Source organism: Roseateles chitinivorans (assembly GCF_050632235.1).
In the GTDB taxonomy this organism is placed as follows: Bacteria; Pseudomonadota; Gammaproteobacteria; order Burkholderiales; family Burkholderiaceae_C; genus Roseateles; species Roseateles chitinivorans_A.
This window is the reverse complement of sequence record NZ_CP192584.1, coordinates 12,445-37,904: the sequence shown is the minus strand read 5'-3', so window position 1 is coordinate 37,904 and position 25,460 is coordinate 12,445. Positions and strand designations below refer to the sequence as shown.

At 69.8% G+C, this 25,460-nt stretch carries 12 protein-coding genes; 10 read left to right on the top strand and 2 right to left on the bottom strand.

Annotated elements, in window-relative coordinates; all coding sequences use genetic code 11:
* Positions 1 to 124 precede the first annotated feature (124 nt).
* From glnE to ACQ859_RS00065, 3 genes are read left to right on the top strand one after another with little or no spacing between them, the layout of a single operon-like run.
* Positions 125 to 2,893 (top strand): bifunctional [glutamate--ammonia ligase]-adenylyl-L-tyrosine phosphorylase/[glutamate--ammonia-ligase] adenylyltransferase, encoded by a 2,769-nt coding sequence (gene glnE / locus ACQ859_RS00075; RefSeq protein ID WP_431264080.1) that lies wholly within the window; start codon positions 125 to 127, stop codon positions 2,891 to 2,893.
* Between the two features lie 19 nt (positions 2,894 to 2,912).
* Positions 2,913 to 3,524, top strand: a complete 612-nt coding sequence (locus tag ACQ859_RS00070; protein WP_431264079.1) for a rhomboid family intramembrane serine protease — start codon at positions 2,913 to 2,915, stop codon at positions 3,522 to 3,524.
* Positions 3,525 to 3,533: 9 nt separating this feature from the next.
* Positions 3,534 to 4,418 (top strand): DMT family transporter, encoded by an 885-nt coding sequence (locus tag ACQ859_RS00065; RefSeq protein WP_431264078.1) that lies wholly within the window; start codon positions 3,534 to 3,536, stop codon positions 4,416 to 4,418.
* 495 nt (positions 4,419 to 4,913) lie between these two features.
* Here ACQ859_RS00065 and ACQ859_RS00060 read toward each other — a convergent pair whose 3' ends face one another.
* The gene (locus tag ACQ859_RS00060; protein ID WP_431264077.1) at positions 4,914 to 5,345 is read right to left on the bottom strand and encodes a hypothetical protein; all 432 of its coding nucleotides are present in this window, start codon (positions 5,343 to 5,345) and stop codon (positions 4,914 to 4,916) included.
* Between the two features lie 58 nt (positions 5,346 to 5,403).
* Here ACQ859_RS00060 and ACQ859_RS00055 point away from each other — a divergent pair, with 58 nt between their 5' ends.
* Positions 5,404 to 6,636: a hypothetical protein gene (locus tag ACQ859_RS00055; RefSeq protein ID WP_431264076.1), complete on the top strand. Its 1,233-nt coding sequence runs from the start codon at positions 5,404 to 5,406 to the stop codon at positions 6,634 to 6,636.
* A 72-nt stretch (positions 6,637 to 6,708) separates the two neighbouring features.
* Here the strand turns inward: ACQ859_RS00055 and ACQ859_RS00050 are convergent, their stop codons facing one another.
* Positions 6,709 to 7,350, bottom strand: a complete 642-nt coding sequence (locus ACQ859_RS00050; protein WP_431260314.1) for a response regulator — start codon at positions 7,348 to 7,350, stop codon at positions 6,709 to 6,711.
* A 304-nt stretch (positions 7,351 to 7,654) separates the two neighbouring features.
* On the opposite strand from ACQ859_RS00050, the gene ACQ859_RS00045 reads away from it, so the two are divergent.
* From ACQ859_RS00045 to ACQ859_RS00020, 6 genes are all read left to right on the top strand, one after another.
* On the top strand, positions 7,655 to 7,909 hold the full coding sequence (locus tag ACQ859_RS00045) for a hypothetical protein (protein ID WP_431264075.1): 255 nt from the start codon (positions 7,655 to 7,657) through the stop codon (positions 7,907 to 7,909).
* On the top strand, positions 7,885 to 10,686 hold the full coding sequence (locus tag ACQ859_RS00040) for a sensor histidine kinase (protein WP_431264074.1): 2,802 nt from the start codon (positions 7,885 to 7,887) through the stop codon (positions 10,684 to 10,686). The genes ACQ859_RS00045 and ACQ859_RS00040 overlap by 25 nt, the downstream gene beginning before the upstream one ends.
* 269 nt (positions 10,687 to 10,955) lie before the next feature.
* A complete protein-coding gene (locus tag ACQ859_RS00035) occupies positions 10,956 to 14,243 on the top strand; it encodes a beta strand repeat-containing protein (RefSeq protein WP_431264073.1) in 3,288 nt (1,095 codons plus the stop codon).
* A 5-nt stretch (positions 14,244 to 14,248) separates the two neighbouring features.
* Complete coding sequence (locus ACQ859_RS00030; protein ID WP_431264072.1) at positions 14,249 to 18,748, top strand: pre-peptidase C-terminal domain-containing protein; 4,500 nt, start codon at positions 14,249 to 14,251, stop codon at positions 18,746 to 18,748.
* Between the two features lie 373 nt (positions 18,749 to 19,121).
* The gene (locus ACQ859_RS00025) at positions 19,122 to 24,458 is read left to right on the top strand and encodes an RHS repeat-associated core domain-containing protein (RefSeq protein WP_431264071.1); all 5,337 of its coding nucleotides are present in this window, start codon (positions 19,122 to 19,124) and stop codon (positions 24,456 to 24,458) included.
* Positions 24,455 to 24,889 carry a hypothetical protein gene (locus ACQ859_RS00020; RefSeq protein ID WP_431264070.1) on the top strand — a complete coding sequence of 145 codons (435 nt, stop codon included), beginning with the start codon at positions 24,455 to 24,457 and terminating at the stop codon, positions 24,887 to 24,889. Before ACQ859_RS00025 ends, ACQ859_RS00020 begins: the two co-directional genes overlap by 4 nt.
* Positions 24,890 to 25,460 lie beyond the last annotated feature (571 nt).

Sequence of the window (25,460 nt, the reverse complement as noted above, 5' to 3'; positions counted from 1 at the left end):
CTTCGCGACCGCGGAACCGGAGTCAGGACTGGTGGCGGCGGACGAAGACATGTAAGGGTGGACGGCGGTCGCCGAATCTAGCACAGCCATTCCGGCCATGAGCCAGCGAGAGCATTCTTTACCGATGGATTCAGTTGCCCTGGCAACCCCCGACCCGGCAGGCGCCTCGACGCCCGCCGCGTCCGCGGACCACAGCCGTTTCGTTCAGCGCATCCGCCGCCGTTACGCGGCGGAGTTGTCGTTGCTGCCGCCCGGACTGCCGGACGACGTCACGATGCGCGCCGTCGTGGACCAGCTCCGGCAAGCCGGACGCCCGCTGCCCGCCGCGCTGCGCGTGATGCGACAGCTGGTGATGGAGCGGCTGGCCGTGCTCGACGTCGAGCAGGGCGCCCCGATGACCGACGTGACCCAGGCGATGACGCACCTGGCCGAGGTGGCGCTGGACATCGGCGTCGCGGCCTGCCGCGACGAGCTCGACGCCCAGTACGGCGCGCCGCGCGACGCCGTCGGCCAGGACATCGACTTCTGGGTCGTGGGCATGGGCAAGCTCGGCGGGCGCGAGCTCAACGTCTCCTCCGACATCGACCTGATCTATGTCTACGAGGACGACGGCCAGACCGAAGGCAACGCCGCCGGCGGCCAGAAGATCTCCGCGCACGAGTACTTCGCCCAGCTGTCGCGGCGCCTGTCGACGCTGATCGGCGACGTGACCGAGGACGGTCAGGTCTTCCGCGTCGACCTGGCCTTGCGGCCCAACGGCAACTCCGGACCGCCCGCGGTCAGCATGGCGATGCTGGAGGAGTACTTCCTCGTCCAGGGCCGGGAATGGGAGCGCTTCGCGTGGCTGAAGAGCCGCGTGGTCGCGCCGCGCGCCAGCGTCAAGGAAGGCCGCGTGATGCAGCTGCGCAGCCTGGTGACGCCCTTCGTCTACCGGCGCTACCTGGACTACGGCGTCTTCGAGAGCCTGCGCCAGCTGCACCGCAAGATCCGCGACGAGGCCCAGCGCCGCGCCGCCGGCCGGCCGGAGCGGGCCAACGACGTCAAGCTGTCGCGCGGCGGCATCCGGGAGATCGAGTTCATCGTCCAGCTGCTGCAGGTGGTGCGCGGCGGTCAGTTCCCCGAGATCCGCACCCGCTCGACGCTCAAGGCGCTGACGCGGCTGGCCGCGCGCGGGCTGATGAAGCCCGAGACCGCGACCGCGCTGGCCAAGGGCTACGACTTCCTGCGCCGGGTCGAGCACCGCATCCAGTACCTGGACGACCAGCAGACGCACTGCCTGCCCGCGGCGGACGAGGACATCTCGTGGATCGCGCGCAGCCTGTGCCTGACCTGCAACAGCCACGCCTGTCCGCTGCTGGACAAGCTGATGGAGGTGCGGGAGCTGGTGGCGACCGAGTTCGATGCGCTGCTGCATGACGGCGTCTCGCCGGGCGGCAAGGGCAACTGCAAGAACGGCATGTGCGGCGGCCCGCCGCTGCCGATCGACAGCGAGGAGTTCCTCGACAAGCTGCAGCCCGAGCTGGCGGAGAACGTCCGCCGCTGGGCGCAGCAAGCGCGGGTGCAGAACCTGCGCGAGGAGTCGCGGCTGCGGCTGGCCAAGCTGGTCGGGCGCGCGGCGCTGGCGGTGCGCCAGGGCGAATGCACGATGGACGCGGCGCAACGCTTCGTCGACTGGATCGAGCCGCTGCTGCGCCGCGAGAGCTATCTGGCGCTGCTGGTCGAACGACCCGCCGTGCAAGGCCGGCTGCTGCGCCTGCTGGGCCTGGCGCGCTGGCCGATGCGCTACCTGATGCAGCATCCGGGCGTGATCGACGAACTGGCCGACGCGCGGCTGCTGCACGAGCGCTTCGACGGTCCGGCCTTCATCCAGGACCTGCAGGCGCGCCACGACGCCTGGGCCGAACACGGCGAGGCGAGCGAGGACGCCCTGCTCGACAGCGTGCGCCGCGCGCATCACGCCGAGGTCTTCCGCACGCTGGTGCGGGACGTGGAAGGGCAGATCAGCGTCGAGCAGGTGGCCGACGAGCTGTCGCTGCTGGCCGATGCGACGCTGCAGTGCGTGCTCGACTGGGCCTGGGACCGACTGAAGCAGAAGCACCGTCCGGCGCCGCGCCTGGCGGTGATCGCCTACGGCAAGCTGGGCGGCAAGGAGCTGGGCTACGGCAGCGACCTGGACCTGGTCTTCCTCTTCGACGACGAGGACGAGAACGCGTCCGAGATCTACGGCGCCTTCATCCGCAAGCTGATCACCTGGCTGACGATCCGCACCGCGGCCGGCGAGCTCTTCGACATCGACACCGCGCTGCGGCCCAACGGCAACTCGGGACTGCTGGTGACCTCGCTGTCCTCGTTCGAGAACTACCAGGGCGGGCGCGGCAGCAACACGGCCTGGACCTGGGAACACCAGGCGATCACGCGGGCGCGGTTCTGCGCCGGCGATGCGTCGCTGGCCGAGCGATTCGAGGCCACGCGCCGTGCGGTGCTGACCGCGCCGCGCGATCCGGCGGCACTGCGCGAGGAGGTCGTGGCGATGCGAGAGAAGCTGCGCGCCGCGCGGTCCGTGCGCGCCGGTTTCTTCGACGTCAAGCACAGCCCGGGCGGCATGGTCGATGCCGAGTTCGCGCTGCAGTACCTGATCCTGGCGCACTCCGGCCAGCATCCGGAACTGCTGGCCAACGCCGGCAACATCGCGCTGCTGCAGCGCGCCGAGGCCTTCGGCCTGCTGCCCGCCGACGTGGGTCGCGAGGCGGCCGACGCGTACCGTGAACTGCGCCGCGTGCAGCATCGGGCGCGATTGAACGAGCAGTCGACCTCGCTCGACGGCGAGGCCGCCGAGGCGCTCGCGCCGCAGCGCGACGCGGTGCTCGCGCTCTGGCGGGCCGTCTTCGGCTGAGCACAGGGAACGGGACCGGATGCCGGGACGCGCGTGGCTCCTCGTGGCGATGGCACTGGCCATCGGCTCGCTGGTCGCTTGGATCCAGGCACCGCCGGTACAGGCCGCGCTGGAATGGCGGCCCGGACTCGCCAACGCCGAACCGTGGCGCGCCGTCAGCGCCGCATGGCTGCACTGGAGTCCTCAACACCTGATCGCGAACCTCGCCGGTTGCGCGGTGGTCGGGCTGCTCGGCATCGCCGCGCGGCTGACCGCGCGTGACGCGGTGGCGTGGCTGCTGGCCTGGCCGCTGACGCAGTGGGGCCTGCTGATCGAACCGTCGCTGGAGCGTTTCGGCGGCGCGTCCGGCGTGCTGCACGCGGGCGTCGCGGTGGCCGCCATCGGCATGATGCGGATGCGCGCGTCCCACGGACGGGAGCGCGTGATCGGCCTGCTCATCGGTATCGGGCTGCTCGTGAAGGTCGCGGCGGAGCGGCCCTGGTCGGCGCCGGCCCTGCGTCACTGGGACGGCTGGAACATCGCGATCGCGCCGCTGGCGCACCTGACGGGGCTGCTCGCCGGCGTGGCGACAGCGCTGCTGTGTGCGTTGGCCGCGCGGGCCTGGGCTCGTCGCATGGGCCGCCGGGCATGATCCGGCGCCATGGAACGCAAGCAGCATCTCGACAGCACGGCCGTGGTCATCCTCCTGGGATGCTGCGTGCTGTGGGGCCTGAACCAGGTCGCGGCCAAGGCCGCGCTGACCGAGATCGGCCCGTTGTGGCAGGCCGCCTTGCGCTCAGGGCTGGCCGGCGTGCTGGTGTGGGCCTTCGCCGCGGCACGCGGCATCGCGCTGTTCCGGCGTGACGGCAGCCTGCCGGGCGGGTTGCTCGCCGGCCTGCTGTTCGCCGCCGAATTCGCCTGCATCTTCGTCGGCCTGCAATACACGACGGCGTCGCGGATGGTGGTCTTCCTCTACCTGTCGCCGTTCGTCGTCGCGCTGGGCATGCCCTTGATCTCGCCGGCCGAGCGGCTGACGAAGCGGCAGGCGGTGGGGTTGCTGGTCGCTTTCGGCGCGGTGGCTTTCGCCTTCGGCGAGGGGCTGCACGGGACCGGTCGGACGATGCAGTGGCTGGGCGATGCGCTGGGCGTGTTCGCCGCGCTGCTGTGGGGCGGCACGACGCTGGCGATCCGTGCGACGAAGCTCTCGTCCGCCAGCGCGGAGAAGACGCTGCTGTATCAGCTGGCGGTGTCGGCGGTTGCGCTCGCGGCCGGCGCCATGGCGACGGGCGAATCGATCCCGCTCGACTGGTCCTGGCGGCTGCTCGGCCTGTTTGGCTTCCAGGCGGTGATCGTGTCGTTCGCGAGCTACCTGCTGTGGTTCTGGCTGATCCGCCACTACCCGGCGACCAAGCTGTCGAGCTTCACGCTGAGCACGCCGCTGTTCGGCCTCATCGCGGGCGCGCTGCTGCTCGGCGAACCGATCACCCCGCGGTTGATGCTGGCCCTCGCGGGGCTGGCGGCGGGGATCGTGATGGTGAATCGCTGACGACATCAGCGTGCCTCCGCGTGCGCTGGCGGCCACCCGCTTCGCATCACCGTCCGCCGATTCGCCTGCCCGAATGTCCTGACGGCGCCGCCACCGGACAGTGACCCCCTCGCTGCCGGATGAGGTCGGGCGCCCGCGTGACGCGCGGCGTTCGCCTCCTGATGCCGCCGGCAGGCCACGTCTGCAAAGGAAGGCGCTCATGTCCAACACCATCCAAGGCCGCGGTATCCCGTCGCCGATCGACACGACGCCGACCCCGACGCCGAACACCACCGGCACTCCCACCTCCGCCACGCCCACGGGCGGCCAGGGCGGATCGTCCACGCAGTTCCAGGGGCTGGAGGGGCGCTCCTCGCGTCCTTCGTCGCCAGGGGGCGTCAATGCGGGGCCACGCCGCACTGCATCGTTGCCGACGATGCGCACGCAAGAACAGCCGCAGGTGCCGCAGCGTCCGCAGACACCAACGCAGGGACAGGGCCAGACGCAGGCGACGCCTCAGCGCGAGCGTCCCGTGCTGCCGCCACTGCAGACCTCCGGCCTGTCGCAGGGCGCTGTGCAAACGCAGACACAGCCGGCGTCCTCCGGCACCATCTCGCCGACTACGACGCCGCCGAATTCGCCGACCACGCCAGTCTCCGCGACGACGACGCCACCGAATTCGCCGACCACGCCAGTCTCCGCGACGACGACACCGCCGAATTCACCGACCACACCGGTCTCCGCGACGACGACGCCACCGAATTCGCCGACCACGCCGATCTCCGCGACGACAACACCGCCGAATTCGCCGACCACGCCGATCTCGCCGACGACAACGCCGCCGAATTCACCCACCACGCCGGTCTCGCCCACCGCGACACCGCCGAATACGCCAACGACGCCTGCCGCGACGACAAGCAACAGCGCGGCGGCGAGCAGCAGCCTCAACGCCGGGCCGCGCCGTGCGACGTCTTTGCCGACCCTGCAGACGCAAGAGCAGCCGCAGGTGCCAGTCCGTCTGCAGACACCGTCGCAGAGCCAGACGCAAGGGCAGGATTCTTCTCAGACGCCGGTGCGGCTGCAGCAGCCGCGACCGTCGCCGGCCAGGCCGACCTTGTCCCTCGACACCCGGCGCACTTCGACCCAGGAGGCCGTTCAGCCCTCTCCGAAGCCATTGGTCGACAACCACGCGACCACGAGCAACCACGCGACGACAAGCAATCACGCGACCACGAGCAATCACGCAACCACGAGCAACAACGCGACTTCAAGCACCAACGCCGCCGCCGCCGCCGCCAACACCGGGACGTCGAGCACCGCCGCCACCAACACAGGCAACGCGGCCACCACGACCACGGCCACCGCGGTCGCTGCGGCGCCGACCCAGCTCCCGCCGGCCAACGTCTCCGGCAAGGAGCTCACCGATGCCTTGCTGGCCACGCTCGGCCAGCGCGCGACGACCTACGGCGGCGGCCACGCCATCGCCTGGGCGGTGCAGGCGATCACGCTGATGAGCGCCGGCGCGGCCGGCGCGTCGAAGGAAGCGCTCGGCGTGTCGTCGAGCGTCCTCGGCGGACTGGCCGCGGCGCTGGGCAAGGAGTTCATCGGCGAGCACATGAAGACCAAGCCCTCGCTGGGCGCGACGATCAAGCTGCCGGGCGACACCTTCATGCAGCGCGAAGGCCCGCGCGTGATGGCCGGCTTCAACGACATGTGGACGGCGATCGCCGGCGGCATGAGCGGCGTGGCCCTGGCGGGCAAGCTGACGCCCGCGATGACGGAGGCCTTCAAGGCCAAGGGCATGTCGGACCCGATGGCGCAGGCCACCGCGATGATGGTTACCGCCGTGGCGCAGCGCGCCGTGAGCGCCGGGTTCGACACCGTGTCCGACCTGACCAGCACGGTGATGAAGAGCAAGCTGCCCGGCGCGACCGGCGGCACCTCGGTCAACGACAAGGTGGACTACGCGACGATGAAGGCCGGCATGGCCGCGCGGATGATGATCAACTGGGGCCTGACCCTGCCTGTCGGCATCCCCGTGGGCCTGGGCAAGACACTGTCGGACGCCAACCCGTTCGCGAAGGCGGCGGCGTCCAGCGCGCCGGCCTGGGCCGGTCTCAACGTCTGGATCAACACCAAGATGAACCTGGCGCCGATGTTCAAGAAGGACGAGCCGGCGGCCACCACCCCGCCGATCGCGATGACTGCGATGGGGGCAGGGAACGACAACAACGTCTGACCCTCCTGCGGCCCCTGCCGTCCGGGCCGCGGTCCGCGACCCGCCCGGGCGGCGCCCGCGGTGCCGTGCGCTTCAGAGTTCGATGATCCCGCGCTTCAGCGCGATGGTGACCGCATGGGTGCGGTCCTTCGCCGACAGCTTGCCGAGGATGGTGCGCATGTGGACCTTCACCGTCTCCTCGGTCAGCGAGAGGTGCTCCGCGACTTCCTTGTTGGCGTGGCCGAGGGCGACCAGGCGCAGCACCTGCGTCTCGCGCAGCGACAGCGCGCGGCTGCCCGCATGCTGGGCGAGGGCGGCCTCGATCGCCGGCGGCAGCATCAGCCGGCCGGCGTGCACGCCGCGGATGGTGTCCAGCAGCTCGGTGCGCATCAGCCCCTTGAGCAGGTAGCCGACCGCGCCGGCCTTGATCGCCCGCGCGGCCTGGAAGTCGCCCGGGAAGGTCGTCAGGATCACGATCCGCGCCTGCGGGAATTCGCGGCGGATGGCGGTCATCGCCTCGATGCCGTCCATGTCCCGCATGCGCAGGTCCATCAGCGTCACGTCGGGCTGGTGCTGGCGGAAGCGCGACAGCGCCTCCAGGCCGGTCGTGGCCTCGGCCACCATGCGCATGTCGGGCTCGGCGTCGATGACCGTCGTGATGCCGCTGCGCATCAGCGCATGGTCGTCGACAGCCATCACGGTGATGGGGGAGGAGATCGGGGCGGAGTCGTTCACGCGAGGTTCCGCGGTTCGGCGGTCAAGGTCGGGCGCCCCGCATCGTGGGCGCAAGGGCCGAAGCGTAGCCGCAGCGGGCGGTGCGGATCATCCCTGGGGATGATGGCCCTCCCTCGAAAGAGTTAGGCCGGCGGTTGTCGCGCGCGCGCCTCGCCCCCTCCGCACGGCCGATGCGATCCGCGGGCCGCTTCTGATAGTGTTCCGGCCCCATGAGGTTGTCGTCCGAGATCCCCGTTTCCCCCGAGGTACGCGCCCGGTATCGCCGGTGGCGGGATCGCCGCGCGTGGTGGCGGCGACGGGTGGGATGGCGACCGGCGGCAGGGCGATGAGCGGGACGGCAACGAGCGGGACGGCGATCAGCGGGCAAGCGATCTGGCTGGCGATGCTTGCCGCGATCCTGCTGCTGATCGCGGGGCCGGCCCGGGCGCTGGATCGCGATCTCGCCCTGAACCAGTTCCATCACCGCGCCTGGACGGCGGCGGACGGCGTGCCGATGGAGACCTGGACCATGGCCCAGACCGTGGATGGCCTCCTGTGGATGGGGGGCCGAACGGCCTGACGCGCTTCGACGGCGTGCGCTTCGAGCGCTTCCGGCCGGTGCCGCCCGAGGAGTTCCCGTCCGGCACCGTGGCGAAGGTGCTGGCGACGTCCGGCGGCGACCTGTGGGCGGCCTTCTTCCCGCGCGGGCTGGTGCGGATCCGCGGCGAGCAGGTCTGGCGCGTGCCGGCGGCCGAGCCGGTATCGACGGCCCGGATCCGCTACATCGCCGAGGACGCGGACGGCGCGATCTGGGCCGGCGGCACCACCGAGCTGTTCCGCTTCCAGAACGGGCGCTGGGAGCGCATCGGTTCGTCTTGGGGCATCGAAGGCCGCGCCATCGACGGCGTGGTGGTCGATGGACGCGGCACGGTCTGGCTCTGCGACAACGATCGCCTGCTCGGCCTGCCGCAAGGCGAGTCGCGCTTCCGCGCCGTCGGCGAGTGCAAGGACGCGACCAGCCTGCAGGTGCTGCGCGGCGAGGCGTGGCTGGTCTTCGCGGACGAGATGCGCAAGGTGCCGGCGCTGTCGCGGATGGCCATCGCGCGTGATCCGCGGCTGTCGACGCGCCGCGGGTCGTCGACGGTGGTGGACCGCGACGGCAACCTGTGGACGGTGTTCTGCCCGGCGGGGCTGTGCCGCCGCCGGCTGCCCTGGCCGCTCGCGGGCGACCGCGTGCCGCTGACCGGCGGGTACGAGCGTTTCGCCGCACCGGAGGGCCTGTCGGGCGACTTCGGGATGATGATCGTCGAGGATGTCGAAGGCAGCCTGTGGGTGGCGACCAAGACCGGGCTGGACCGGTTCCGGCGCGCCGCGCTCGTGCCGGCGCCGATGCCGCGCGCCACCAGCAATTTCGCGCTGGCGGCGGACCCCGACGGCGGCGTGACGGTGGCGGCGTTCTCGCCGGTGGCGTCGACGGTGTGGCGGCTGTCGGGCAATGCCGGCGAGGCCGCGCAGGTCTCGGCGCCGAGCGCCCAGATCACCGCAGCGGGCCGCGACCGCCAGGGCCGGCTCTGGCTGGTCGGGCCCGCGGGGCTCTGGCGTCGCGACGGCGCGCGCTGGCTGGAGGTGCCCAGACCGCCGGGGGTCGGCGAGCGCTGGATCAGCGGCATCGTGCCGTACGGCGACGGTCTGATGGTCGCGTTCCAGCGCGGCGGCGTTCAGACGTGGGAGGACGGCCGCTGGTCGCCGCTGTCGCTGCCCGGCCTGCCGACGCCGCTCGAGGCGTCGGTGGCGCAGGCCGGCGGCAGCACCTACTGGTTCGGGCTCAAGGACAACCAGGTGCTGCGCTGGACCGACGGCGCGGTGCGCCGCTTCGGCCCGGCGGAAGGTGTGGATGTGGGCGACGTGCTGCATGTCTACGCCGGGCGGTCGCGTCTGCTGGTCGCGGGCGAACGCGGCGTGGCGATCCTGTGGGACAACCGTTTCGTTTCATTGACCACCGAGGCGCCGGAGACGCTGGCCGGCGTGTCCGGCATCGCCGAGACCGCGGACGGTGACCTGTGGCTCAACGGGCGCAAGGGCGCGGTCCACGTGCGGCGCGACGATCTGCGCGTCTTCCTCGCCGACCCCGGCCAGCCGCTCAAGGTCGAGGTGCTGGATACGCTGGACGGTCATCCCGGCGGCGCGACGGCCTTTTGGCCGCAGCCGAGCGTCGTGGAGGCCTCGGACGGGCGGCTCTGGTTCGCGGGCACGACCGGGGTGGCCTGGCTGGACCCGCGGCGATCGCGGGCCAATGCGGTGGCGCCGGTGGTGCGCATCACCGGGCTGCGCGCCCATGGCGTCGACTACCCGCCGGGCGCGCCGGTGACCCTGCCGAAGAACGCCGAGATGATGGAGCTGCGCTTCTCCGCCGCGAGCCTCGCGGTGCCGGAGCGGGTGCGCTTCCGCTACCGGCTGGACGGCGTCGACCATCGCTGGCGCGACGCGGGCGCGCGGCGCGAGACGGTCTACAACAGCCTGGGCCCGGGCAGTTACCGCTTCCACGTGCTGGCGATCAACAGCGACGGCGTCGAGGCGCCCGAGGAGGCGGTCCAGGACATCGTCATCCCGGCCGCCTGGTATCAGACGGCGGTGTTCCGTGTGCTGTGCGTGGCCGCGGTGATGGCGCTGGTCTGGGGCCTGCACCGGTTGCGGCTGCGGCAGGCCGCGCGGCGCGCGCGCGAGAAGATGCGCACCCGCATGGCCGAACGCGACCGCATCGCCCGCGAGCTGCACGACACGCTGCTGCAGGGCGTGCAGGGGCTGATCCTGCGCTTCGAGGCGCACTCGGCGCAGCTGCCGGCGGCGCATCCGGTGCGCGCGGCCATCGATGCGGACCTGGTGATGGCGGACGGCGTGCTGGACGAGAGCCGCCGGCGCGTCATGTCGCTGCGCGGCACCGCGCAGACGGGCGCGAGCCTGCCGCGGGCGCTGGAGGACATCGCGTCGCAACTGGCGCGAGACTACGACGGCGAGTTCCGGCTGGAGATCGTCGGCCGGGAACGGCTGCTGCGGCCGGAGGTCCGGGACGAGCTGCGGATGATCTTCGGCGAGGCGCTGCTGAATGCCTTCCGGCATGCCCGGGCGAATCGCATCACGATGACCTGGCGCTTCGGATGGTGGCGGCTGCGCGTGGAGCTGCGCGATGACGGTGAAGGCATGCCCGTGGCGCTGGCAGAGAGCGGGCGGCCGGGGCACATGGGGTTGGCGTCGATGCGGGAGCGTGCGCGGGCCGTGGGCGCGAACTTGACGATTGCCAGCGCGCCGGGGCAGGGCACGAGCGTGACCTTGACGATGCGTGCCTCGCGCGCGACTTGATGACTTGCAAACTTTTTCATCACGTCCCACTTGCACACCGATGAAGGCTGTCGGCACAATCGCGCCGCCTGACGGACATCAAAGAATGGCCCGCAGGCAAAAAGGGAACGATTCCAAAGCAAACGCGGAATCGGCAGGGAGGAAGCCGCTGAGCCAGTGACAGGACTTGCGCCGTGAGGTGCCAAGTCTTGCTGCGCGCGTGTGCCCGCACTCCCCGCCGGTGACCGGACAGGGAGTTTCAAGTGAGCTCGACTCGGCAAGACCAGGTGGTGTCAACCAAGCGCGGCATGCGTCGCGGCGTGTGGGGCGCGGTGGCGCTCGCGCTGCTGCTGGCCGGATGGAGCGCGGCGCGCGCCACGGGCTACGTGTACGACGACCTGGGCCGGCTGGTGCAGGTGGTGCTGCCCAACGGCAGCGGCACGCAGTACGTGTACGACGCGGCGGGCAACATCACGGCGGTGCGCGCGGTCAACGCGGGCACGCTGAGCATCACGAGCTTCACGCCGGAGTCGGGGTCGCCGGGCAGCAAGCTGACGGTCAACGGCAGCGGCTTTGCGACCAGCCTCGCGGGCAACACCGTGACCGTCGGCGGCGCGAGCGCCACCGTCACGGCCGCGACGGCGTCGCAGCTGACGGTGACCGTGCCCGCGGGCGCGGTGACCGGACCGGTGAAGGTGACCACGGGCGCCGGCAGCGTGACCTCCGCCAAGCCGTTCACGGTGGTCAGCAGCAAGAGCCCGACGATCGCGAGCTTCACGCCGGTGCTGGGAACGACCGGCACGACGGTGACGTTGACGGGCACCAACATCCAGACGACGGCGTCGGACAACCGGCTGCTGTTCAACACGAGCGGCCTGGCCACGCTGAGTGCCGCCACGGCCACGACGCTGACGACCAAGGTGCCGTCGGCCGGATCATCCGGTCGGCTCACGCTGTCCACGCCTTACGGCAGCGCGGTGAGCACCGCCGACTTCCTCGCCGTGCCGGACAACCGTTCGGCGAGCAACGTGGCGGCGTGGACGCGCATCGCCGTGGGCGGCGCGGGAGCCACGTTGGGCATCCCGGCCGCGGGCAAGCATGGCGCGGTCATCTTCGACGGGAGCATCAACCAGCTGGTCACGCTGGACACGAGCGGGAGCACGCTGGGCGGCGCGCTGGGCTATGCCGTCTATGGACCGCAGGGCACGCAGCTGGCCACCGGCAGCGTGAGCGCGTCGCAGCCGCAGGCCTATCTGCCGACGCTGACCGCAGCGGGCACCTATGCGGTGTTCTTCGATGCCGGCGCAGCGGCCACGCTGAAGGTGGCGGCGGTGACGGACCAGGGCTTCGCGGTGGACGCGGGGCGCAGCACGATCAAGGACGTCTTCCCGGGGCAGAGCGCGTCGGTGCCGTTCACCGGCATCGCGGGACAGAACCTCGGCTTGGCGTTGAGCGGGCTGAGCTTCACCGGCGCGGGAGCGACTGCGGCGGTGACGCTGCAAGTGGCCAAGCCTGACGGCACGGTGTGGCTGAGCAATGCGAGCTGCCTGACGAGCAATCCCGGCGCCGCGTGCGAACTGAATCTGAGCGGGCTGCCGGTCAGCGGGAACTACACGATCAAGGTGTCGAACCCGGCGGGCAACCGGCCGATCGCCGCGGGCGTGCTGACGCTGAGCAGCGACAAGACCGGCACGCTGGCCAGCGGACAGCTGCAGTCGGTGGCGGTGCGCACCGGCCAGAACGCGCGCCTCGCGTTCGCGGCCACGGCCGGGCAGGTGAGCACGGTGTGGCTGGGCAACCAGAACGCGACGCCGATGGTGGACCTCGCGGTGACAGTGCTCAAGCCCGACGGCTCGGTCGCCTTCACGCAGACGCTGGCGCAGAGCGTGCGCGGCGGCTACCTGAGCGTGACGGCCACGGACAGCGGCAATTACACGGTCTTCATCGATCCGGCCTATGGCGCGTCCGCGAACCTGGAGCTGTTCCTCGAACCCGAGATGTCCATGCTCGCCGTCGACGGCGCATCGGTGCCGCTGGCGAGCTCGTCCGGCGCCTACGTCGCCTTCAACGGCGTGGCCGGCGACGACCTCGGCCTGGGCCTGACGGGCCTGGCCTTCCCGAACGGCAGCGGCACCGCCACCCTGGTGGTGCGCCGTCCCGACGGCGCGGTCATCAACCAGGGCAGTTGCTCGTCCGGCAGCCCGGCCGGCGGCTGCGACCTGAACCTGGGGCAGTTGGAGGTGACCGGGCTGTACCGCGTGCAGCTGATCCCGTCCTCGGCGCAGGTGTCCGCGGCCAACTTCCTGCTGAGCCGCGACAAGGTCACGGCGCTCAGCGCGGCCACGCCGGCCACGGCCTCGCTGCGCGCGGGCCAGAACGGCCGCTTCACCGTGCAGGGCACGGCCGGCCAGCCGATGAACCTCTGGGTGGGCAACGCCGTCAGCAATCCCGCCGACGTCAACGTCGCGGTGAACCTGCTGCGCCCGGATGGTGTCTCGATCAATTCGACGACGCTGTGGACCACCGGCAACGGCTCGGCGTTCACCATTCTGTCGGCGCCGGCGACCGGCACCTACACGATGTTCGTCGACCCGGGCTTCGGCGCGGGGGCGACCGTGCAGGCCATCTCCGAGCCGGTGGCGACGCCGGTCGCCGTCGACGGCGCCGCCGTCAACATCGGCGCGACCCTCGGCGGCTACGGCACCTTCACCGCGACCGCCGGCCAGAACCTCGGCCTGGGCCTGAAGGGCCTGGCCTTCGCCAACGGCGTCAGCGGCACGGCGACGCTGCGCGTGGTGGCGCCGGGAGGTTACGTCTGGCTGAGCGCGAGCTGCTCGAGCGCGAGCCCGGGTGGCGGCTGCGACCTGAACCTGCCCAACGTGCCGGCGACCGGGACCTACCAGATCCAGCTGGTCGGCAACTCCGCGCCGATCACCGCCGGCAGCGTGATGGTGAGCAACGACCTGGTCGCGACGCTCCCGTCGCCGGGCGTGTCCAACCTGGCGCTGCGCGCCGGCCAGAACGGTCGCTACACGATCGTGGGTACCGCCAGCCAGCAGCTGTCGCTGCAGTTCGATGCGCCGGTCACCGATCCGGCGTCGCAGAACGTGGCGATCGCGATCTACACGCCGAACGGCAATCTCCACTGGCAGACCACGCTGAACGCCGGCACCGCCGCCAACGCGATGACGCCGCCGCTGCTGCCCGAGGACGGCAACTACCTGGTGTTCGTCGACCCGGCCTACGCCGCGTCGATGAGCACCTCGCTGACGCTGGGCAACACGCCGGTTCAGCCGCTCGTCATCGACGGCGCCGCGACGGCGCTGGGCGGGACCAAGGGCAACTACGCCGCCTTCACCGGCACGGCCGGCCAGAACCTCGGCCTCGGCCTGTCGGGCCTGGCCTTCAACGGCGGTACCTCCAGCCTGGTCTACGTCACCGTCTACAGACCCGACGGCGCGGTGCTGGCGTCCAGCAGCGCCTGCTACTCCGGCAGCAGCTGCGGCATCAACCTGACGCGGCTGCCGGCTTCGGGCCGCTACCTGGTCCGTGTGACCCAGGGGGATCGGAGCCGGTGACGGCGATGAACCTCACGCTGAGCACCGACGTCGGTGGCACGCTGAACGCCGGCGCAACCGCGCAGGCCCTGTCGATGCGCGTCGGGCAGAACGCGATGCTGGGCTTCACCGGCACGGCGGGACAGCCCGCGACGGTGCGCTTCAAGGGCGTCGGTACGACGCCGGCGGGTCAGAACCTGGCCGTGTCGCTGCTGAAGTCCGATGGCTCGCTGATCATCGGCACCTCGGGCAGCACGATGACGGATGGCGGCCAGCTGCATGTGCCGAGCCTGCCCAGCACTGGCAGCTACTTCGTCTTCGTCGATCCGGACAGCGGTGTGCCGGCCACGCTGTCGGTGATGCTGGATCCCGCCGACGATCTCCAAATCGACGGCCCGTCGCTGACTCTGGCGGGACCGATCGCCACGGACAAGGCGGTCTCGTACAAGTTCACCGGGGCGGCGGGCCAGACGCTCGGACTGGGCCTGAGCGGCATGAGCGGCGACGGCTTGGTCTACGTCGATGTGCAGTCGCCTTCCGGCAGCCTCCTGACCAGCTCGGCGTGCTACCCCTACTACGGCAGTTGCGGGCAGAACCTGACCCTGCCGGCGGCGGGCAGCTACCTCATCCGGCTGCGGCCGCTTGCCAGCCCGCTCGCCGCCGGAGCGCTGACCCTGAGCAGAGACGCGGCCCTGCCGCTGACCGCGGGGACGCCGCGCACGATGACGCTGCGCGCGGGCCAGAACGGCAGCGCGGGCTTCCAGGGCACGGCGGGCCAGCCGGTGACGATCCGCTTCAAGGACGTCGCGACGGTCCCGGCCGATCGCAGTGTCAATGTCGCGCTGCTCAAGCCCGACGGCACCCAGATCGCGTCGAGCGACGGTCGCGCCGGGTCCGACGGCAACCAGCTGTACGTGGCGAGCCTGCCGGCGAGCGGCACGTACACGCTGTTCGTCGATCCGGAATACGGCTCGCCGACGACGTTGAGCCTGGCGGTGGATCCGGCGGACGACATCGCCGCCGATGGCCCGGCCAGCCCGCTGGCTATGCCATCGCCGACCGGCACCGTGCATGCGCGCAAGTTCACGGGCGTGGCGGGGCAGACGCTGGGTCTGGCCCTGTCGGGCCTGGCCGGCGACGGCGCCCTGGCCCTGGAAGTGCAGGGACCATCCGGCGCCAACCTGGTCTCAATGACCTGCTATGCGTACTACGGCGGCTGCGGGCTGAACGCGACCTTGCCCGCGTCGGGGAGCTACCTGATCCGCGCCCGGTTGTTCGGCGGCTCGATCACCGCGGGCAGCATGACCCTCAGCAATGACGCCGCCACGACCCTGGTCCCGGGCACGCCGCGGGCGATGACGCTGCGCGCCGGGCAGAACGGGCGCGCCGCCTTCCAGGGCACGGCGGGCCAGCCCGCGACGCTGCGCTTCAAGGACATCGCGACGGTCCCGGGCGATCGCACCCTCTATGTCACGCTGTTCAACCCGGACGGCAGCCAGCTCATGACGGCCGACGGCCGCACGTCGAGCGACGGCAACCAGCTGTATGTGCCGAGCCTGCCGGCGAGCGGGACCTACACGCTGTTCGTCGATCCGGACTATGGCGCGCCGGCCACGCTGAACGTGACGCTGGATCCCGCCGACGAGATCGCCGCCGACGGCCCGGCCAGCCCGCTGGCCATGCCGTCGCCGACCGGCACGGTGCACACGCGCAAGTTCACCGGCGCGGCGGGGCAGACGATCGGCCTGGCGCTGTCGGGCTTGACCGGCGACGGCTCCGCGGCGCTGGAGCTGCAGTCGACCTCGGGCGGCACGCTGGCGGCCGTCACCTGCTATGCCTACTACGGCGGTTGCGGACTGAACGCGACGCTGCCCGCGGCGGGCAGTTACCTGATCCGCGTGCGGGTGTTCGGGGGCGTCTTCAACGCGGGCGACATCACCCTGAGCAACGACCTGGCGACGACGCTGGTCGAGGGCTCGACCCGGACGCTCTCCCTGCGCGCGGGGCGGAACGGCCGTGTCACCATCCAGGGGACGGCGGGCCAGTCGGCGACGATCCGCTTCAAGGATCTCACGACGGTCCCGGCCGATCGCACCGTCTACGTCACGCTGTTCAACCCGGACGGCAGCCAGCTCGCGTCGACCGACGGGCGTACCTCGAGCAACGGCGGTCAGATTCAGGTGGCGAGCCTGCCCGCCAGCGGCTCGTACACGCTGTTCGTGGATCCCGACTACGGCGCGGCGACCGAGCTGTCGCTGGTGCTGAACCCGTCGGCGGACCTGACCGTGGACGGACCGGCGCTGGCGCTGGCGCCGGTGGCGCAGGGCTCGCCGCTGGTGCTGCAGTTCAACGGCACGGCCGGCCAGAGGCTGGGCCTGGGGCTGAGCGGTCTCGCCAGCGCGAGCTATGCGACCCTGGAGGTACTGACGCCCAGCGGCGGCTACCTCAACGGCGTCACCTGCTATCCGTCGAACGGCGGCTGCGGCATGGACCTCAACCTGCCGGCCGCCGGGGCCTACCTGGTCCGCATCCGGGCGATGGGCGCCGACATCACGGCCGGCTCGGTCGTGCTGAGCAGTGATCGCGGTGGCTCGCTGGTCGCCAACACTCCGCTCGCCGTGTCGCTGCGCGCGGGGCAGAACGGCCGGCTGAGCTTCAACGGCACGGCGGGCCAGCCGGCGACGATCCGCTTCAACGGCGTCGTGACGACGCCGGGCGGGCGCACGGTGTACGTGTACCTGGACGGTCCGGACGGCAACCGTCTGATCTACGACTACGCGTCGACCTCGAGCGACGGCAGCCAGATCCATGTGCCGTCGCTGCCGGCCAGCGGCATCTACACGCTGTTCGTCGATCCGATGGACGGTGCCGCGGCCCAGTTGTCGATGACGCTGGATCCCGCGTCGGACCTCGCGGCGGACGGTGCGCCGCTGAGCCTGCCAGCCATGGCGTCGGGCGCGGCGAAGATCTTCGTGTTCCGGGCGACCGCGGGACAGAACCTCGGCTTGGCCTTGAGCGGCCTGACGGGGGACTACTACGTCAGCATGGCGGTGCAGGGGCCATCGGGCATCTTGAGCTCCACCACCTGCTACGTCTCCAATGAAAGTTGCGGTCTCAACCTGTCCAACCTCGCGGCGGGTTCCTACCTGGTGCGGGTGAGTACACCGGGCGGCGCGCTGACGGGCGGGGCGTTGACGCTCAGCAGCGACCGCGGCGGCGCGCTCACGGTCAACACCCCGCTCGCCGTGTCGCTGCGCGCGGGGCAGAACGGCCGGCTGAGCTTCAACGGCACGGCGGGCCAGCCGGCGACGATCCGCTTCAACGGCATCGTGACGACGCCCGGCGGGCGCAGCGTGTACGTGTACCTGGACGGTCCGGATGGCAGCCGCCTGACCTACGACTACGCGTCGACCTCGAGCGACGGCAGCCAGTTGTACGTGCCGTCGCTGCCGGTCAGCGGCAGCTACACGGTGTTCGTCGATCCGATGGACGGTGCCGCGACCCAGTTGTCGATGACGCTGGATCCCGCGTCGGACCTCGCGGCGGACGGTGCGCCGCTGAGCCTGCCAGCCATGGCGTCGGGCGCGGCGAAGATCTTCGTGTTCCGGGCGACCGCGGGACAGAACCTCGGCTTGGCCTTGAGCGGCCTGACGGGGGACTACTACGTCAGCATGGCGGTGCAGGGGCCATCGGGCATCTTGAGCTCCACCACCTGCTACGTCTCCAATGAAAGTTGCGGCCTGAACCTGTCCAACATCGCTGCGGGGACCTACCTGGTGCGGGTGACGGCATCGGGCGGCGCGCTGACGGCAGGCGCGTTGACGCTGAGCAGCGACCGCGGCGGCGCGCTCACGGTCAACACCCCGCTCGCCGTGTCGCTGCGCGCGGGGCAGAACGGCCGGCTGAGCTTCAACGGCACGGCGGGCCAGCCGGCGACGATCCGCTTCAGCGGCGTCGTGACGACGCCGGGCGGGCGCAACGTGTACGTGTACCTGGACGGTCCGGATGGCAGCCGCCTGACCTACGACTACGCGTCGACCTCGAGCGAAGGCAGCCAGTTGTACGTGCCGTCGCTGCCGGTCAGCGGCACCTACACGGCGTTCGTCGATCCGATGGACGGCGTCGCGGCTCAACTGTCGATGACGCTGGATCCCGCGTCGGACCTCACGGTGGATGGCGCGGCGCTGAGCCTGCCCGCGATCGCGAGCGGCGCGGCGAAGATCTTCGTGTTCCGGGCGACGGCGGGGCAGAACCTCGACCTGGCCTTGAGCGGGCTGGCGGGCGACTACTACGTCAGCGTGGCGGTGCAAGGGCCATCCGGCGGCGTGATGAGCAGCACCGGCTGCTACGTCTCGAACGGGGGCTGTGTCCTGAACCTGGCCAATCTCGCGGCAGGGCCCTACCTGGTCCGCGTCCAGGGATCGGGGGGCGGTGACGGCGGGATCGCTGACGCTGCGCACGCGCACGACGCCATGAACGCTGTGATTTCAGCGAACGTCCGCGCCGGGCGCGCGGGACTGCGGTGAGCAGACAAGACGAACACGCAAAGCAAAGAGGTTTGCGATGAAAGCAGGGATGGTGAAGTCGATGACGGGGCTGGCGACGGCCCTGGGGCTGGCGGGCGTGCTGGTGCTGGGGGCGATGTCGTCGTACCCGGTGAGCGCGGCGCAGACGGCGCAAGGACAGGGCCAGGCGGCGAACGCCTCCGCGGCGGTGCTGCAGTTGCTGGGCGCGCGCCCGGCGGCGACGGCGGGTCAGAGCGCGACGCAGCTGCCCGACGGCGGCTGGCTGCTGCTGGGCGGCACGACCGGCGCGGGTGCCGGCGCAAAGCCGAGCGCCGGGGCCTGGCGGGTGGATCCGGTCAAGGGCGGCACGACGGCGCTGGGCACGCAGCTGGGCGTGGCGCGCAGCGGCCATACGGCCACGCTGCTGCCGGACGGCACGGTGCTGGTGCTGGGCGGAACGACCGCGAGCGGCGTGACCAACGTGGCCGAGCGATTCGATCCGGTGTCGGGCGGCTTCACCACGCTGGGCGCGGCCGGGGTGCTGGCGCGCAGCGGCCACACGGCCACGGTGCTCTCGGACGGCCGAGTGCTCGTTGCCGGCGGCGTGGACGCCAAGGGCGCGGCGGTGCGCGAGGTCGAGGTCTACGATCCGATCACTGGTGCTATCGAGCGCGCGAGCGACAGCGTGACTCGCCAACAGCACCGTGCGGCACTGCTGCCGGAAGGTGGCGTGCTGCTGTGGGGCGGCACGGATGCGCAGGGTCAGGCCTTGCCGCGCGGGGCGCTGTACGACGCGGCGGTGCAGCGCTGGAGCGCGGTGACGGCTGAAGCCGCGGCGCAGGCGGCGAAGTCGCTGGGCGGCGCGGGTGCGCCGGCCGTGCTGGAGAGCCAGCCCGCCAGCGGCGCCGCGCAGGTACCGGTGGCGCAACGACTGATGGTGCGCTTCAGCAAGCGCATGGACGTGGGCAGCTTGAATGCGGCCACGGTGACCCTGGTCGGCCCCAACGGAGCCGTCAAGCTCGATGCAGTCGGCGTGGAAGGCGGCGTGCTGCTGTTCGTGACGCCGCGCCAGGAACTGCTGCCCAACGCCGCGTTCACGCTGTTCGTGCAAGGCGCCAAGGACGAGTTCGGGCAGGCGTTGCCGATGCAGGCCATCGGCTTCCGCACCGCGGCGCTGGGCAAGCCCGGCAAGGGCAATGCAGCGCCGGGCAGCGCGGCGGCGACCCCCGCGCCGGTGACGGCGGCACCCAAGCCGACCCCGGCCGCGTCGGCGCCGGTGGTGATGGACGAGGACGAGCGCTGGATCCCCGGTCAATCGAACTTCGGCGGCAACTGGACCAGCGGACGCCGGCACCAGGCCGAGCGCACGCTGCCGCAGCAGCCGCGGGTGCGCTGGGCGCTGCACGGCGACCCGGCGTTCGCCAAGCTGCGTCCGGCGGACGTGGCGGCCAGGCGGCTGCCGCGCGCGCCGCAAGCCCGCATGGGCGACGGCACGTCAGTCAGCGGCCAGGTGTTGCGGCTCAACGGCAAGCCGCTGGCCAACGTGACGCTGGCCATCGGGGAGCGGCGCACGCGCACGGACGCCAACGGCGAGTTCACGCTGCGCAACGCGCCGTCGGGCCGCCAGATCCTGGTGATCGACGGGGGCACGGCCAACAACGGCGAGTACAAGTACGGCCGCTACGAGTACGGCATGGAGGTCACGGCGGGAGAGGACAACGCGCTGCCGTTCGTGAGCTGGATGACGCCGCTGGACACGGCGCACACGGTGACGATCGCGTCGCCGACGACCGCGCCGGTGGTGCTGACCAACCCGGCGGTCCCGGGGCTGGAGCTGCGCATCCCCGCGGGCACGGTGATCCGCGACACGCAGGGCAAGATCGTCACGGAGCTGAGCCTGACGGCCATCCCCGTGGACCAGCCGCCGTTCCCGCTGCCGGCGTTCCCGGTGCCGGTGTACTTCACGGTGCAGCCGGGGGGCTCGCACCTGGTGGGGATCGACGCGAAGAGCGCCAAGGGCGCGCAGCTGATCTACCCGAACTTCGCGGGCTCCAAGCCGGGCACGCGGGTGAACTTCTGGGACTACGACGCGAAGGAGCGCGGGTGGTTCATGTACGGGCAGGGCGCGGTGTCGGCCGACGGCAAGCAGGTCGTGCCGGATCCGGGCGTGGTGATCTATGAATTCACCGGCGCCATGATCGCCAAGCCGGACCTGGCTCCGCCGATGGGCCCGCCGACCTGCGGCGCCAAGGGCGGCGATCCGGTGGACCTGTTCACCGGGCTGTTCCTGAACGAGGAGACCGACGTCGTCATCAACGACGTCACGCCCATCAGCATCAGCCGCAGCTTCCGTCCTGCCGACGACACCTCGCGTTCCTTCGGCATCGGCACCAGCCTGAACTACGACACCTATCTGGTGGGCGACGCGTATCCCTACACCTACCAGTACGTGATCCTGCCCGACGGCGGCAAGATCCTGTTCCAGCGCGTGTCGCCCGGAGGCGGCTACACGGACGCCGTCTACAAGAGCGTGGGCTGCAACGGCAGCATCTACGCGGGCGCGATCCTGAAGTGGGACTCGACCTATCCGGGCGCCACCTGGAGCGTGACGCTCAAGGATGGCACGGTGCACTACTACCCGATGTCCTACAACGCGGCCGACTACCGTGCGGCGGCGCTGGTCGGCATCCGCGATCGCAACGGGAACCTGACGACGCTCACGCGCTCCAGTGGAACCGGGCTGACGAAGGTGACTTCGCCCAACGGGCGGACTGTCTCGCTGACCTATGACTCCGCAGGACGCATCTCGAAGATCACGGACGACATCGCGCGTGAGTGGAAGTACGAGTACGACGGGCAGAGCCGGCTGGTCAAGGCCATCGACCCGCTGAACAACTTCCGCCAGTACACCTATGAGACCAAGGCGGTGGATCCGTCGAAGTCGATCGGCGGCGTCACGTCCACGACCAACATGCTGACCGTCGTGGACAAGCGTGGCAACACGATGGTCACGAACGTCTTCGACGACGCCGGCCGCGTGTCCAAGCAGACCTATGCGGACGGCTCGACGATGAGCTTCAGCTACGGCACGACGACGGTGAAGACGCCGCCGCGGCTGATCATCACCTGCTGGGTCAGCGGCGGCGGAACCTCGGCACCGGGGACCGGCTGGTCCGGGGACGGCGCCACGGCGAACCACTGCATGAGCTACGGACCCGGCGTGGCGGTGGTCGGGCAGCTCGACACCACCGATGAGCGCGGCACGAAGTCGCGCCATGTGTTCGACCAGTTCGGCAACGTCACCAAGCTGATTCGGGCCGTGGGCCTGCCGGAAGAGCAGACCACCGTCTACAACCGGGACGAGAACGACGGCAACCTGCTAAGCCAGGTCGACCCGCTAGGGCGGAAGACGGCCTATGAGTACGACACGCTGGGCAACATCACGAAGACGACCCTGCTGGCCGGGACGACCGGCGCAGTGTCGATGTCCATCACGTACGAACCGACCTACAGCCAACCACTCGCCGTTACGGACTTCAACGGAAACACGTCGACGCGCCAATACGATGCCTTCGGCAATCTGACCAGGTTCACGGACGCGTCCGGGGTCGCGATCACGAGAGCGTACGATTCACAAGGGAATGTGCTGACCATCCGCGATGCCCTGGGACACGGTCCGACGATGGCTTACACCGGAGGAGACCTGACGTCGCATGTCGATGCCGGAGGGGCTCGGACAACGATGTTCTTCGACGGCACTGGACGCCTCAAGGGCGTGACCGATCCTCTGGGACGCTCGACCTTCAAGGAATACGATGCCCTGAATCGGTTGACGGGGGCGTCCGACCCGAAGGGAGGGCGCCTGCAGGTCACCTACGATCCGAACGGCAATGTCCTGACGCAGACGGACGAAAGGATGAACAGTCAGACGTTCGCCTATGACGCCATGAATCGCCCTGTCTCCGAGAAGGATGCGGCCGGTCGATCGAGCTTCACCACCTATGAACCGGGCGGGACGATGGGTCGGCAGACCGACCGCAAAGGTCAGGTGACCACGGTGATCCAGGCCGATGCGTTCGGTCGTCCGATCAAGGTCGGATTCGGAGCCTCCGAGGAGTCGCCGAATGTGTTCAAGAGCACTGTGACTTACAGCTGGGATGCCGCTGACCGTGTGACCTCCATCGTGGACAGCGTGTCGGGGACGATCACCAGAAGTTACGACGACATGGATCGACTGACTACCGAAGTCTCCCCGCAAGGGCAGGTCGGCTATACGTATGACCTTGGCGGAAGACGAACCACGATGAGCACGCAGGGACAGCCGACTCTTCACTACCAGTGGAGCGATGGCGACCGCTTGATCCGCATCGAACAGGATCCGGCCCCGATCAACGGCAATGTGGTGCAGGTCGTCGCGATCGACTATGACGAGGTGGGCAGACGCAAGCGCATTGCGTTGCCAAACGGTGTGATCGGCACGGTCACTCACGACATTGACGGACGGATCGCCTCCATCGTCTACAAGGGGGCATCCGGGCAAGTCCTGGCGGACGTGAGCTATGAGCATGATCTTGCCGGGCGTCGTGTCGCCTCGAGCGGCAGCATGTCCACGAGCCTGAGCGACACCGCGGTGACCTCGGCGGAGTTTGATGGGGTGGGGCGGCTGACCCAGCGCAATGGACAGGCGTTGACCTACGACGCCAACGGCAATCTCACCAGTGACGGCAGCAGCACGTTCGTGTGGGACGAGCGGGACAGACTGATTGCCGTTCAGGGGGCGAATCCGACGACCTATGGGTATGACTCTCTAGGACGTCGCACCTCGCGCACCGTCAACGGCTTGGCGACCACTTTCATGTACGACGGCTTGAACGTCACGCAGAAACGCAGCGGTGCAGAACTGACGGCCATGCTCGGTGGTCTCGGGCTGGATGAACTCTTCTCGCTGTACGGAGGCACAGGGCAACGGCATCTCTTGACGGATGCCCTGGGTAGCACGCGTGCCGTCGCCGATCAGGCTCAGAGCGTCGTCAGTCGTCTCGACTACAGCCCTTATGGATTGCAGGCGACCACTGGCGCGGTCGCGCCGGAGTGGCAGTACACCGGGCGGGAGAACGACGGAAACGGATTGTATTTTTACCGGGCTCGCTACTACAGTCCGGAGCAGGCGCGATTCATTTCGGAAGATCCCCTGGGATGGAGCGCGGGGCAATCGAGTCCCTACGCGTATGTTGGCGGCGATCCGATCTCCATGAACGATCCTCTGGGGCTTCTGGCCTACTGCACACGTCAGGGCGAGTCGATCAACATTCGCATCCCGATCGAGATCGAGGCGTCCTCGCCAGCGACACCGGCGCAAATCACTCAGATGAAGCAGAAGATTGAACAAGGCTGGTCGACCAAGAACTTCAAGGTGTCCGTGGACATCGGTACGTTCCCGGCGGCGCAGCGAAACCTCGTCAGACTCAAGGCGGGTTCGGGGACCTCGGGCGTGAATAACGCAGGGAACATGGGCGTCTGGTACACGGGCAACGATCCCTGGACCTATATGCACGAAGGCGGGCACCTCATGGGCTTGGATGACGGATATGAGCTAGGCAAGGTGGTAAACGGAAAACAGGAGATCCTCTACAAGCCGGGCCGGAAGAACAGCGTGATGGGTCTTTACGGAACCCTGCCGACCGATGAGGATCGTCGTTCGGCCGCGGCGGCCTGCGGGTGCGGACGATGAAGGGAGTCGTCGTTTCCTTGCTGCTGCTGTGCGCGGCGTCTTGCTTCGCCGCGGACTGCGTCGGGAGCGGAGGCCCGGAGAACCCTCACGAGTTTTTCGAGCATCCCATTCCGGGTTTCAAGGAAATGACGGGAGTTGCCAGGGAGAAGGCACTGGCGGCCCTGTCCGGCAGAACGCTGGCCCCTCTTTCACTTAAGGCGTTCAAGGCTTATGCCGGGAAGTCCGCGGTGCGTCGTCATCGCTATTTCGTCAGGGCGCTGGCCTATACCGATCGTCAGAACGGCGGGTTCACGGTGTATCGCCACGCAGATGAGATCCTGGTGCTCTACACGCTGGTGGGACAACCTGGCGGTTGCGAGGACAGCGTCCTTGTGATCGAGGTGGATCAGCCGTTGAGGGTGGGCCACTACGGCGTCGGAGCCGTGAGATAGAGCCTCGTCGAGACGTGGGAAGAGGTCGCGGATCTATCGCGCATGCAGGCTGAGGTGGCAGGCCTTGCGCCGCGCGCCGACATCATCCTCATCGCCGCGATCCCCCAAAGTGCAGAGCTGATCGAGCAATCGCACGGCCGCCGTCACGGGGGATTTTGCTTTTCACTTCCCCCTTGCGCTTTCTTGACGCCGCTGGGCAGAAGCCCCCCGCCTGACGGACATCGAAGAATGGCCCGCAGGCAAAAAGGAACGCTTCCAAAGCAAACACGGAATCGGCAGGCAGGAAACAGCTGAGCCAGTGCCAGGACTTGCGCCGTGATGTGCCAGGTCTTGCTGCGCTCGCTGCCGCTGCCGCAATCCCCCGAAAGTACGGATCTGCTCGATGAGCCACACGGCAGTCGTAACGAGAAGATTTCTCTTCACAGGCCCCTTGCGTTTTCTTGACCCCACTGGGCAGAATCGGCCCGCCTGACGGACATCAGAAGAATGGCCCGCAGGCAAAGGGGAACGATTCCAAAGCAAACGCGGAATCGGCAGGGAGGAAGCCGCTGAGCCAGTGACAGGACTTGCG